This is a genomic window from Achromobacter xylosoxidans (assembly GCF_002192695.1).
Lineage (GTDB): Bacteria > Pseudomonadota > Gammaproteobacteria > Burkholderiales > Burkholderiaceae_B > Achromobacter > Achromobacter xylosoxidans_C.
Map to the genome: position 1 here is coordinate 290,934 of NZ_MTLG01000125.1, position 11,690 is coordinate 302,623.

General features: G+C 66.2%; 11 protein-coding genes. 9 read left to right on the forward strand and 2 right to left on the reverse strand.

What is annotated here, in order from left to right; all coding sequences use genetic code 11:
• The first annotated feature begins 6 nt into the window (after positions 1-6).
• Both cyoE and BRO63_RS33105 read left to right on the forward strand, forming a co-directional pair.
• Positions 7-900, forward strand: a complete 894-nt coding sequence (gene cyoE / locus BRO63_RS33100; protein WP_088143736.1) for a heme o synthase — start codon at positions 7-9, stop codon at positions 898-900.
• A gap of 17 nt (positions 901-917) precedes the next feature.
• Entirely contained in the window at positions 918-1,523 is a 606-nt protein-coding gene (locus tag BRO63_RS33105) for an SCO family protein (protein ID WP_088143737.1), read from the forward strand.
• 18 nt (positions 1,524-1,541) lie between these two features.
• On the opposite strand, the gene BRO63_RS33110 is transcribed toward BRO63_RS33105, so the two are convergent.
• A complete protein-coding gene (locus tag BRO63_RS33110) occupies positions 1,542-1,760 on the reverse strand; it encodes a DUF3717 domain-containing protein (RefSeq protein WP_059376882.1) in 219 nt (72 codons plus the stop codon).
• Positions 1,761-1,891: 131 nt separating this feature from the next.
• Between BRO63_RS33110 and BRO63_RS33115 the strand changes: the two genes are divergently transcribed.
• The 6 genes from BRO63_RS33115 to BRO63_RS33140 all read left to right on the forward strand — a co-directional run bounded on the left by BRO63_RS33115 (position 1,892) and on the right by BRO63_RS33140 (position 8,736).
• Positions 1,892-2,572: a glycine zipper 2TM domain-containing protein gene (locus BRO63_RS33115; protein WP_088143738.1), complete on the forward strand. Its 681-nt coding sequence runs from the start codon at positions 1,892-1,894 to the stop codon at positions 2,570-2,572.
• A gap of 44 nt (positions 2,573-2,616) precedes the next feature.
• Positions 2,617-3,399: a PhaM family polyhydroxyalkanoate granule multifunctional regulatory protein gene (locus BRO63_RS33120; RefSeq protein WP_088143739.1), complete on the forward strand. Its 783-nt coding sequence runs from the start codon at positions 2,617-2,619 to the stop codon at positions 3,397-3,399.
• Positions 3,400-3,474: 75 nt separating this feature from the next.
• Complete coding sequence (glmU, locus tag BRO63_RS33125; RefSeq protein ID WP_088143740.1) at positions 3,475-4,848, forward strand: bifunctional UDP-N-acetylglucosamine diphosphorylase/glucosamine-1-phosphate N-acetyltransferase GlmU; 1,374 nt, start codon at positions 3,475-3,477, stop codon at positions 4,846-4,848.
• Complete coding sequence (locus BRO63_RS33130) at positions 4,821-6,233, forward strand: MFS transporter (protein ID WP_088143741.1); 1,413 nt, start codon at positions 4,821-4,823, stop codon at positions 6,231-6,233. Before glmU ends, BRO63_RS33130 begins: the two co-directional genes overlap by 28 nt.
• 125 nt (positions 6,234-6,358) lie before the next feature.
• Complete coding sequence (locus BRO63_RS33135; protein WP_088143742.1) at positions 6,359-7,681, forward strand: UDP-glucose dehydrogenase family protein; 1,323 nt, start codon at positions 6,359-6,361, stop codon at positions 7,679-7,681.
• Entirely contained in the window at positions 7,678-8,736 is a 1,059-nt protein-coding gene (locus tag BRO63_RS33140; RefSeq protein ID WP_088143743.1) for a glycosyltransferase family 4 protein, read from the forward strand. The genes BRO63_RS33135 and BRO63_RS33140 overlap by 4 nt, the downstream gene beginning before the upstream one ends.
• Before the next feature lie 12 nt (positions 8,737-8,748).
• Here the strand turns inward: BRO63_RS33140 and BRO63_RS33145 are convergent, their stop codons facing one another.
• Positions 8,749-9,237: an Lrp/AsnC family transcriptional regulator gene (locus tag BRO63_RS33145; RefSeq protein WP_088143744.1), complete on the reverse strand. Its 489-nt coding sequence runs from the start codon at positions 9,235-9,237 to the stop codon at positions 8,749-8,751.
• Positions 9,238-9,389: 152 nt separating this feature from the next.
• Here BRO63_RS33145 and glmS point away from each other — a divergent pair, with 152 nt between their 5' ends.
• Positions 9,390-11,222 carry a glutamine--fructose-6-phosphate transaminase (isomerizing) gene (glmS, locus tag BRO63_RS33150; RefSeq protein ID WP_088143745.1) on the forward strand — a complete coding sequence of 611 codons (1,833 nt, stop codon included), beginning with the start codon at positions 9,390-9,392 and terminating at the stop codon, positions 11,220-11,222.
• The last annotated feature ends 468 nt before the right edge of the window (positions 11,223-11,690 follow it).

Below are 11,690 nucleotides of genomic sequence, written 5' to 3' on the forward strand. Positions count from 1 at the left end.
CCCACTATGACCAGTATTGCCGCTCCTCATCCCGGATTGTTCCGCCAGTATTTCGTCCTCACCAAGCCGCGCGTGACGCAATTGGCGGTGTTTTGCGCCGTGATCGGCATGTTCCTGGCGGCGCCCGGCATTCCGGACATGCGTCGCGTGCTGTTCGGCACGCTGGGCATCTGGCTGCTGGCCGCGGCCGCTTTCGCCATCAATTGCCTGATCGAACAGGAAATCGACGCCCGCATGCTGCGTACCGCGCGCCGCGGCACGGCGCGCGGCACGATTTCGGCGTTCCAGGTGCTGAGCATGTCCGGCCTGCTGGGCGGCGCCGGCATGTTCGTGCTGTATCACCTGGTCAACCCGCTGACCATGTGGCTGACCTTCGCCACCTTCGTGGGTTACGCCGTCATCTACACCGTCATCCTGAAGCCGCGCACGCCGCAGAACATCGTCATCGGCGGCCTGTCGGGCGCCATGCCGCCGGCCCTGGGCTGGGCCACGGTGGCGGACTCGGTGCCGGCTGAGGCCTGGATCCTGGTGCTGATCATCTTCATCTGGACGCCGCCGCACTTCTGGGCGCTGGCGCTGTACCGCAATCACGATTACAAAAAGGCCGGCCTGCCCATGCTGCCGGTCACGCACGGCAACCAGTTCACGCGCCTGCACATCCTCTTGTACAGCGTGGCGCTGGTCGCCACCACGCTGCTGCCCTACGCCATCCGCATGAGCGGCGAACTCTATCTGGCGTCCGCGCTGGCGCTGGGCGGCATGTTCGTTTCCTACGCGTGGCGGCTGTACCGCGCCTACAGCGACGAGCTGGCGCGCAGCATGTTCCGTTTTTCCATACTCTACCTGGCGCTGCTGTTCGGCGCCCTGCTGGTGGACCACTGGGTCGGCCTGCTGCGCTGATCCCCTGGAGGTTGTCGATGTCCGTGTTTTCCACCAGCCGCCGGCTGGTCCTGCGCTTGGGCGCAGCCGCTGCTGTCACCGCCGCCCTGGCCGCCTGCGGCGACAGCAAGCCCGTCTTCAAGGGCAGCGACATCAGCGGTACCCAGTTGGGCCGCGCGATGGAGCTGGTCGACTACAACGGCAAGACGCGCCAGCTGTCCGATTTCGCTGGCAAGGTGGTGGTCGTGTTCTTCGGCTTCACGCAGTGTCCGGACGTGTGCCCGACCTCGCTGGCCGAGCTGACCGAAGTCATGAAGAAGCTGGGTCCGGATGCCGACCGCGTCCAGGTGCTGCTGATTTCGGTGGATCCCGAGCGCGATACGCCCGAGGTCCTCAAGCAGTACGTCACCGCCTTCGATCCGCGCTTCCTGGGGCTGACCGGCACGCCGGACCAGGTCAAGAAGGCTGCTGCGTCCTTCAAGGCCTATTACGCCAAGGCGCCGACCAAGGACGGCAGCTACACCATGGACCATACGGCCGCGTTCTACCTGCTGGACGGCAAGGGCGAATCGCGCGTGCTGGCCAATAACAACATCGGGGTGGAAGCCCTGACGCAGGACATCAAGGCGCTGCTCAAGGGCTGATCTGGCGGCCGTGCTGGCTTACTTGCCGGCTGCGGCCCAGCCGGCCAGCGCGGCGCGGGCCGGCTCGCTCAGTTCCGCGGCAGGGATCTCGCGCCGGTGCGCCATGATCATCAGCGCGTAGGGCGTGGCCAGCGCGGCAGCCTCGGGGCACAGGCGGGATTCGTCGCCCACCGACGGCGAAACATTGCGCCAGTAGTTGATGGCCTGTTCGAGCTGGGGCAGGGTTATGGGATCCATCCGCCTATTGTCCACGAATGGGAAAGGCTGTCCACCGGCCTGCGTCCTGCAAAGAAGCGTCACCATCGCAACACGCCGAAACCGTGCCCGGGTGCTATACCACTGCCGGTTAGTAACGATGGAGCATCGTCATGAATACATCCGCCAAAATTGAATCCGCGCGCCGGGCCATCCATCCCCTGGTGGCAGCGGCCGCAATCGCCGTCATCGTCATGTGCTCGGTAGGCGTGGCCGCCGTGATGGGCTGGCTGCCCTCGCCTTCGGCCAATCCGCACGCCGACGAACCCGTGGCCGAGGCCGGTCCGGAAGGCGCCAATCTGGCACCCGCGCCGCAGGCCGCCGTGCCGCCCGCGCCCGCCCAGCAAGGGGCCCAGGCGTCCGCCGCGCCCCGTTCCCAGACCCAGGCCCAACCGCCTGCGCCTGCCCAGCGCACCGCCCCTCAATCGCCCGCGCCGCAAGCCTGCGCGACCTGCGGCGTGGTGGAATCGGTCCGACAAGTGCAGGTCCCCGTCAAGGACAATAGCGACCACCTCATCGGCACCATCGGCGGCGGCGTGGTCGGCGGCGTCGTGGGCAACCAGTTCGGCGGCGGTAGCGGCAAGACGGCCCTGACCGTGCTGGGCGCGGTGGGCGGTGCTTTGGCAGGCCGTGAAGTTGAGCGTAATATCAGACAGCAACAAACGGTGACGCACTATGAACTCACGGTGCGCATGAATGACGGCAGCACGCGCCAGTTCCGCAGCGCGCAGCCGTTCGCCTTCGCGTCGGGCGATCATGTGCGCGTGGAGAACAATCAGCTGCTGCGCGGATGATCCCGCCTGCCGGCGACCATCATCTGTCTTAGGGGAGACCAGGAATGAGCGACCAACACACGAACCCGTTCGTTCTGCCCGGCATGGGCCAGCATTCCGACCTGTCGGGCAATCCGCTCCTGGCCAGCATGGAAATGATGCGCCAGGCCTGGGCGGGCCTGACCGGACCTGGCGGCCTGGCCAGCAGCCTGCCCATGGCTCCTCCGATGAACCTGGAAGACCTGGACCGCCGCATCGCCGAATTGCGTTCGGTGGAAAACTGGCTGCGCATGAACCTGTCCATGCTGTCCGGCACGATCCAGGGCATGGAGGTCCAGCGCTCCACCATCAGCACCTTGCGCGCTTTCGTGGACAGCGCGGCCAATATGGACATGAGCGCCTTCCAGGACAGCGGCGCGGCGTCGCCGCTGGAAGTGGTGCTGGGCCTGAAACCCGCGCCCAAGTCCGCAACCAAGGCAGCGGCCTCCGGCTCCGCCGCGGAGGGCGGCAAAGCCAAGGGCGAGGAAGCCGCCGGCGCCGCGGGGCAGCAGCAATCCGCCGCGCCTGGCATGAGCGAGCAGATGGGCGCCGCGGCGCAATCGGCTTCCAAGGCCTGGTGGGATCTGCTGCAGCAGCAGTTCAACCAGATCGCCGCCGCCACCGCGGCCTCCATGCCGGCGGCGCCTGCCGCTTCCGGCGCCGATGCCGCGGCCAAGCCCAATCCCAATCCCAAGCCGGGCGAGTCCAAGGCGGCGGCCGCGCCCGCAGCCAAGGCGTCCAAGCCGGCGGCCCGCAAGTCCGCCGCGCCCCGCAAGGCCGCCAAGAAAACCGGACCGGACGCCAGCTAGCGGCGGTCCTCTCTTTAAATCGTCGGGCGAGACGGCCGCAAGGCCTCTCGGCTGCCACTCAACATACTGGAACTTATGCTTAACGTAGTAATTCTTGCCGCCGGACTGGGTAAACGCATGCAGTCCGACCTCCCCAAAGTTCTGCACACGCTGGCCGGCAAACCGATGCTGGGCCATGTGCTGGACAGCGCGCGCCAGTTGAAGCCGGCGCGCATCGTCGTCGTGGTCGGCCATGGCGCTGACCGCGTCAAACAGGCTTATGAAGGCCAGGCAGACCTGCACTTCGTGTTGCAGCAGCCGCAGCAAGGCACCGGCCACGCCGTGCAGCAGGCCGTGCCGCTGCTGCTCGAAGGCGATGGCAAGGACGACGTGACCCTGGTGCTGTATGGCGACGTGCCGCTGGTGCAGCCCGAAACCCTGCAGCGCCTGCTGCAAGCACGCGGCGCGGGCGCCGCCGTGCTCACCGAGGTGTTGGACGATTCCACCGGCTATGGCCGCATCGTGCGCGACGCCAGCGGCAACGTGTGCCGCATCGTCGAGCACAAGGACGCCTCCGACGCCGAGCGCGAGATCAAGGAAGTGAACACCGGCATCCTCACCGCGCCGACCGCGAAGCTGAAGGACTGGTTGTCCCGCATCGACAACAACAACGCCCAGGGCGAGTACTACCTGACCGACGTGGTCGGCCTGGCGGTGGTCGACGGCGTGCCGGTGGGCGCGGCTCAGCCGGGCGCGTCCTGGGAAACGCTGGGTGTGAACAGCCGCGTGCAGCAGGCTGAACTGGAGCGCCGCTGGCAGGCCGAACAGGCCCGCCGCCAACTGGAAGCCGGCGTCACGCTGGCCGATCCGGCGCGCTTTGACGTGCGCGGCTCGCTCACCTGCGGGCGCGACGTGTTCATCGACGTGGGCTGCGTGTTCGAAGGCCAGGTGTCGCTGGCCGACGGCGTGCGCGTCGGCCCGCATTGCGTGCTGCGCGACGTCAGCGTCGGCCCGGGCACGCACATCGAGGCCTACAGCCATCTGCAGCAGGCGCAGGTCGGCCGCGATGCGCGCGTCGGCCCCTATGCGCGCCTGCGTCCGGGCGCCGAGCTCGGCGACCGCAGCCACGTCGGCAACTTCGTCGAGATCAAGAAGAGCGTGCTGGGCGCCGACAGCAAGGCCAACCACCTGGCCTACATCGGCGACGCCGACATCGGCGCACGCGTGAACGTGGGCGCGGGCACCATCACCTGCAACTACGACGGCGTGAACAAGCACCGCACCGTCATCGAGGACGACGCCTTCATCGGCTCGGACACGCAGCTGGTGGCGCCGGTGCGCGTCGGCCGCGGCGCCACGCTGGGCGCTGGCACCACCCTGACCCGCGACGCGCCGGCCGAGAAACTGACGGTGTCGCGCGCCAAGCAGGTCACCGTCGACGGATGGCAGCGCCCGGTCAAGAAATCGTGACGGGGCAGAGCGGAGAGGCGCCGGCCAACGGCGCCAGGCCCGCCCCGCCCGACGGTCTGCCCACGCCGCGCCGCTACTGGGCGGCAGCCACGGTGATGACAGGCATCAGCCTGTCGGTCCTGGACACCACCATCGCCAACGTGGCGCTGCCCACGATCGCCGTCGACCTCAACGCGTCGCCGGCCCAGGCGGTCTGGATCGTGAACGCCTACAACCTGGCGGTGGTGATGATGCTGCTGCCCCTGTCGGCGCTGGCCGAGCGCATCGGCTTTCGCCGCATGTTCACCTTCGGCCTGATGCTGTTCACCCTGGCCTCGCTGGGCTGCGCGCTGGCCGGCACGCTCTGGCAGTTGACGGCGGCGCGCGTGTTCCAGGGCATAGGCGCGGCGTCGCTCATGTGCATGTTCGGCGGGCTGGTGCGCAACATCTATCCGCTCAAGCTGCTGGGACGCGGGATCAGCATCAACGCCACCACCGTGGCCATCATGTCGGTGCTGGGGCCGACCATCGGTTCGGCCATCCTGTCGGTGGCGCCCTGGCCCTGGATCTTTGCCGTCAACCTGCCGATCTGCGCGCTGACGATGCTGGGCCTGCGCCATCTGCCGGAAGTGCCGCGCAACGACGTGAAGCTGGACTGGATCAGCGCCCTGCTTTGCATGCTGACCCTGGGCGTCTTCATTTCGGGCGTGGACATGATGGGCATGGACCTGCTGCGCGGCATCGGCCTGGTGGCGATCGCCACGGTCATCGGCTTCGTGCTGGTGCGCCGCGTCGGCAAGCAGCCGGCGCCGCTGGTGCCGGTGGACCTGCTGCGCATCCGTCCGCTGGCCTTCGCGGTGGGCGCCTCGGCCTGCACCTTCGCCGCGCAGATGGCGTCCTACGTGTCGCTGCCGTTCTATTTCCAGCAGGTGCTGGGCCGGCCCTATCTGGAAGTGGGCATGCTGATGGGCGCCTGGCCCGTGGGCACCGCCATCATCGCCCCGCTGGCGGGGCGGCTGTCCGACCGTTACTCGGCCGCCACGCTCAGCGGCATGGGCGCGGCCGCGATGGTGGTCGGCATGCTGTGGCTGGCGGCGCTGCCCGCCACGGTCTCGAACTGGCCCATTGTTGCGGGCATGTTCGTGGCGGGGATGGGTTTCGGCTTTTTCCAGACGCCCAACAACCGCGCCATGCTGTCGGCCGCGCCCCGTTCGCGCAGCGGCGCGGCGGGCGGCCTGCAGGCCACCACCCGGGTGTTTGGCCAGAGCTTCGGCACGGCTCTGGTCGCGATCGCGTTCAGCATCAGCCTGGCGCATGGCCCGGGCCTGGCGCTGGTGCTGGGCACCATCTGCGCCGGGTTGGCGGTGGTGGTCAATACGGTCCGCTTCAGCAAGCTGCGGACCTAGGGCGCTCCCTCGGGACCGCCTTTGCGGCGCAGGCGGCTCCGGCCCCCGGCCGCTTCTATAATGACGGCCGGCGCCGGGTTTCAGTCACCCGGCGCAACGATTACCTATTTTGAAGGCGTTCAGGCATGAAGATCACGGTCGTGGGTACCGGTTACGTGGGGTTGGTGTCGGGGGCGTGCCTGGCCGACATGGGCAACGACGTCATGTGTCTGGACGTGGACGCGGCGAAGATCGCCCTCTTGCGCCAGGGCGGCATTCCCATCTATGAGCCGGGCCTGGAAGACCTGGTCCGCCGCAACGTGCAGGCGGGCCGCCTGCATTTCACCGATGACGTCGCGCAGAGCGTGGCTTTTGGCGACGTGCAGTTCATCGCCGTGGGCACTCCGCCCGGCGAGGACGGCTCCGCCGACCTGAAGTACGTGCTGGCCGCCGCGCAGAACATCGCGCGCCACATGACTTCGCGCAAGCTGATCGTGGACAAGTCCACCGTGCCGGTGGGCACGGCCGACAAGGTGCGCGCCGTGGTGGCCCGCGAACTGGCCGCGCGCGGCGTGGACATCCCGTTCAGCGTGGCGTCCAACCCCGAATTCCTCAAGGAAGGCGCCGCCATCAATGACTTCATGAGCCCGGACCGGGTCGTGGTCGGCGCGGACGACGACTACACCATCGGCGTCATGCGCCGCATCTACGAGCCCTTCCAGCGCACCCACGACCGCCTGATGGTCATGGACGTGCGCTCGGCCGAGCTGACCAAGTACGCCGCCAACGCCATGCTGGCCACGCGCATTTCCTTCATGAACGAAATGGCGAACCTGGCCGAAGCGCTGGGCGCCGACATCGAACAAGTGCGCCGCGGCATCGGCGCCGATCCGCGCATCGGCTACCACTTCCTGTATCCCGGCGCGGGCTACGGCGGTTCCTGCTTCCCCAAGGACGTGCAGGCGCTGGTCAACACCGCCGCCGAGAACTCCCTGCCCATGCGCGTGATCGAGGCCGCCGAGGCCGCCAACCACGCGCAGAAATTCCGCCTGTCCGAAAAGCTGGTCGCGCGCTACGGCGAGGACCTCAAGGGCCGCAAGATCGCGCTGTGGGGCCTGTCCTTCAAGCCCAACACCGACGACATGCGCGAAGCGCCCAGCCTGACCGTCATTGCCGAACTGACGCGCCGCGGCGCCGAGGTGCGCGCCTATGACCCCGTCGCCATGCACGAGGCCGCCCGCGCGCTGGCTGGCAAACCCGGCATCAGCTTCGCCACCGACATGTACGACGCGCTGGACGGCGCCGACGCGCTGCTGATCGCGACCGAATGGAAGGTCTTCCGCGCGCCCGACTTCGACCGCGTCAAGGCTCTGCTCAAGACGCCGCTCATCATCGACGGCCGCAACCTCTACACGCCCGCGGACGTGCGCGGCCTGGGCTTCGAGTACTCGGGCATCGGTCGCGCATGAAGATCCTGCAGCTGAACTTCGAGAAGGGCTGGCGCGGCGGCGAACGGCAGACGCTGTACTGCATGCGCGCATTCCGCAAGGCCGGCCACGACGTCGAAGTGATGTGCCGCGAAGGCGCGCCCTTGGCCGAGCGCGCGCGCCAGGAGGGCTTCGTGGCCCATACCTGCCGCAACGTGCCGGGGCAGCTGGCTTTCTTGGCCGGCGCTGGCCGCTATGACATCGTCCACGCCCAGACCGCCAACACCATCACCTGGGCGGTCCTGACCAAATGGCTGCACCGCCGTCCGGTGGTCTTTTCCCGCCGCACGTCCTTCGTGGTCAAGCCCGGCGACGAATGGAAGACCGGCTACAAGTGGCGCCATGCCAACCTGTTCGTGGCGATCAGCGAGATGGCCGCGGGCGAGCCGCGCCGCCTGGGGATCGAACCCGTCATCATCCGCAGCGCCGTCGAGCCGCATCAGATCAACGCCGAAAACGTCGCCAACCTGGTGCGCGAATTCGACCTGGCCGGCAAGAAGGTCATGGCAACGTCCGCCGCGCTGATCCGCGACAAGGATCCGGTCACCCTGGTGCGCGCCGTGGGCGAACTGGCCAAGACGCGCCGCGACTTCGTGTTCCTGCACTTTGGCGCGGGCGGCGACCGCGAGCAGCAGGCCAGGGACGAGGCCCGCAAGCTGGGCATCGAGGACGTCTATCGCTTCGCCGGCTTTCGCAAGGGCGTGGAAGATTTCTACAGCATCCTCGACGTGTTCGTCATGAGTTCCGAGGAAGAGGCCCTGGGCAGCAGCGTGCTGGATGCCTTCCTGCAACGCGTGCCGGTGGTGTCCACCGATGCCGGCGGCCTGAAGGAAAGCCTGGCCGACGGGCGCGGCGTGCTGTGCGCCGTGGGCGACTTCCAGGCCATGGCGCAAGGCATGGCGCGCTGCCTGGACGACGCCGCCTTCCGCCAGGAAGTCACCGAACGCGCCTACGCCTACGTGCTCGACGAGCACGACGTGCAAAAGATGGGCAACCGCTATCTGGCGCAATTCGAGCGCCTGATCGCCCGCCGCTGATCCGCCCGCGGCTCAGGCCCGCAGATCTATCCGGGTCTCGAACTTGGCGCGATGCACCGAGAAGAACGTGCGCACGTTGCGCACATTGGCCTGCGCGGTAAAGGCCCGGTGCACCAGCGCGTGATAGGCCGGCATGTCCTTGACCTGCGCGATCACCACGAAATCCGGCCCCGGCGACACCCGGTAGCACTGCAGCACCGCGGGCTCGGTCAGCATGCTTTGCTCGAACGCGTCCAGGCTTTCAGCGGCCTGCACGTCCAGCGTGATCTCGACGATGGCGGTCAGCGTGCTGCCCAGCTTTTCCGCCGCCAGGATGGCCACCTGCCTGTCTATCACCCCTTCGTCCACCAGCCGCCGGACCCGCCGCAGGCAGGTCGGGGGCGAGGCATGCACGCGTTGCGCCAGCTCCTGGTTGGTCAGCGAACTGTCGTCCTGTAGCTGTTCAAGAATGCGCCGGTCCAGATCATCCAGCTCCGGCAGGGGAATCTGTGCGTTTTGCATGATTAATTTCAAAAATCTAGTTCAGAAGAAATATTATTTAATCACAATCATGTAAGGGAATTAACTTCCATTTAATGGCACATAAAGAAATCAAATTTCTTGCAAGGGCGAGCACAATGCGTCGGTACACGAACTTACCGGAGCACTCTCCTATGTGCGGCATTGTTGGCGCCGTCGCCCAGCGCGACATCACCCCGATCCTCGTTGAAGGCCTCAAGCGCCTTGAATACCGCGGCTACGACTCCTGCGGCGTCGCCGTCTACGCCGACGGCCATCTGCGCCGCACGCGCAGCACGCAACGCGTGGCCGAACTGGCCGAACAGGTTGCGCAGGACAAGGTTAGCGGCTTCACCGGCATCGCCCACACCCGCTGGGCCACGCACGGCGTGCCGGCTACGCACAATGCCCACCCGCACTTCTCGCGCCTGGGCAACGACGAGCCGCGCATCGCGTTGGTCCACAACGGCATCATCGAAAACCACGACGAACTGCGCGCCGAGCTGCAGGCCGTGGGCTACGTCTTCGAAAGCCAGACCGACACCGAAGTGATCGCGCACCTGGTCAACCACCTGTACGCCGGCGACCTGTTCGAAGCCGTGCAGAATGCCGTGCGCCGCCTGCATGGCGCCTACGCCATCGCCGTGTTCTGCCGCGATGAGCCGCACCGCGTGGTCGGCGCGCGCCAAGGCTCGCCGCTGGTGGTGGGCGTGGGCCAGAACGAGAACTTCCTGGCCTCCGACGCGCTGGCCCTGGCTGGCACCACCGACCAGATCATCTACCTGGAAGACGGCGACGTCGTCGACCTGCAGCTCTCGCGCGTCTGGATCGTGGACGCCAACGGCAAGAACGTGGACCGCGAAGTCCATACCGTGCACGTGCATACCGGCGCGGCCGAACTCGGCCCCTACCGCCACTACATGCAGAAGGAAATCTTCGAACAGCCGCGCGCGGTCGGCGACACGCTGCAGGACATCGAAGCCATCACGCCCGAACTGTTCGGCGACCAGGCCTACAAGATCTTCAAGGACATCGATTCCCTGCTGATCCTGGCTTGCGGCACCAGCTACTACGCCGGCCTGACCGCCAAGTACTGGATCGAGTCCATCGCCAAGATCCCCGTGGCCGTGGAAATCGCCAGCGAATACCGCTATCGCGACAGCGTGCCCAACCCGCGCTCGCTGGTGGTCACCATCTCGCAGTCCGGTGAAACCGCCGACACCCTGGCCGCGCTGAAGCACGCCCGCTCGCTGGGCATGGAAAACACGCTGACCATCTGCAACGTGTCCACCAGCGCCATGGTGCGCGAATGCAAGCTGTCGTACATCACGCGCGCCGGCGTCGAAATCGGCGTGGCTTCCACCAAGGCCTTCACCACTCAGCTCACCGCCCTGTTCCTGCTGACGCTGGCGCTGGCGCAAGTGCGCGGCCACCTGACCGAAGAGCAGGAAGCCGAACACCTGAAGGCGCTGCGCCACCTGCCCGTGGCCATCGGCTCGGTGCTGGCCCTGGAGCCGCAGATCATGGCCTGGGCCGATCGCTTCGCTTCCAAGGAAAACGCCCTGTTCCTGGGCCGTGGCATGCACTATCCGATCGCCCTGGAAGGCGCGCTCAAGCTCAAGGAAATCAGCTACATCCACGCCGAAGCCTATCCGGCCGGCGAACTCAAGCACGGCCCGCTGGCCCTGGTGACCGAGCACATGCCCGTGGTCACCATAGCGCCCAAGGACGAGCTGCTGGAAAAGCTGAAGTCCAACATGCAGGAAGTGCGCGCCCGCGGCGGCGAGCTCTATGTCTTCGCCGACGCCGACAGCAAGATCCAGAGCGCCGAAGGCATGCACGTGATCCGCATGCCGGAGAACTACGGCAAGCTCTCGCCCATCCTGCACACCATCCCGCTGCAGCTGCTGTCGTACCACACGGCCTGCGCCCGCGGCACGGACGTGGACAAGCCCCGCAACCTGGCCAAGAGCGTGACGGTCGAGTAAGGCCGGACTGCCGCAGCCGTATCGAGCAAAAGCCCACCCCGCCCGGTGGGCTTTTTGCTTTTGGAGCGATGGGTATGCGAATACTTACTTGTGCGGCGAGCGGGAGTCAGTCTTTGTTATTTCTGAATAATGACTGTAGCCAGGCTGTTTGGGAATATGACATTGCCTCGGGCCATTAATAAATAACCCCGCGGCAGGATTATGTTTTTTCATTTTGGTTAAACCGGACCAACAAAAACCCTTTTATATATTTGCTAACAATCTCATCAGCGCTCCATGTTGCGATTTATGTAATGAATGTAATTGTTTGAGGGATTTCCCTGGGTTTATTGCGACGAATTCGACTTACTTGCACAGCAATAAAAATATTTAGAAAGAATTTCGCTGTTTGCGCCCTATACGATTCGTTGGCTCGCCGCTTGGCACGCATATTCGCGTATCGAGCTGTAAATATTCTTAAGCAATACG

Excerpts from the sequence above, each read along its gene's own strand:
- cyoE (WP_088143736.1), top strand. The coding sequence starts at position 7 with ATGACCAGTATTGCCGCTCCTCATCCCGGATTGTTCCGCCAGTATTTC.
- BRO63_RS33105 (WP_088143737.1), top strand. The coding sequence starts at position 918 with ATGTCCGTGTTTTCCACCAGCCGCCGGCTGGTCCTGCGCTTGGGCGCA.
- BRO63_RS33110 (WP_059376882.1), bottom strand. The coding sequence starts at position 1,760 with ATGGATCCCATAACCCTGCCCCAGCTCGAACAGGCCATCAACTACTGG.
- BRO63_RS33115 (WP_088143738.1), top strand. The coding sequence starts at position 1,892 with ATGAATACATCCGCCAAAATTGAATCCGCGCGCCGGGCCATCCATCCC.
- BRO63_RS33120 (WP_088143739.1), top strand. The coding sequence starts at position 2,617 with ATGAGCGACCAACACACGAACCCGTTCGTTCTGCCCGGCATGGGCCAG.
- glmU (WP_088143740.1), top strand. The coding sequence starts at position 3,475 with ATGCTTAACGTAGTAATTCTTGCCGCCGGACTGGGTAAACGCATGCAG.
- BRO63_RS33130 (WP_088143741.1), top strand. The coding sequence starts at position 4,821 with ATGGCAGCGCCCGGTCAAGAAATCGTGACGGGGCAGAGCGGAGAGGCG.
- BRO63_RS33135 (WP_088143742.1), top strand. The coding sequence starts at position 6,359 with ATGAAGATCACGGTCGTGGGTACCGGTTACGTGGGGTTGGTGTCGGGG.
- BRO63_RS33140 (WP_088143743.1), top strand. The coding sequence starts at position 7,678 with ATGAAGATCCTGCAGCTGAACTTCGAGAAGGGCTGGCGCGGCGGCGAA.
- BRO63_RS33145 (WP_088143744.1), bottom strand. The coding sequence starts at position 9,237 with ATGCAAAACGCACAGATTCCCCTGCCGGAGCTGGATGATCTGGACCGG.
- glmS (WP_088143745.1), top strand. The coding sequence starts at position 9,390 with ATGTGCGGCATTGTTGGCGCCGTCGCCCAGCGCGACATCACCCCGATC.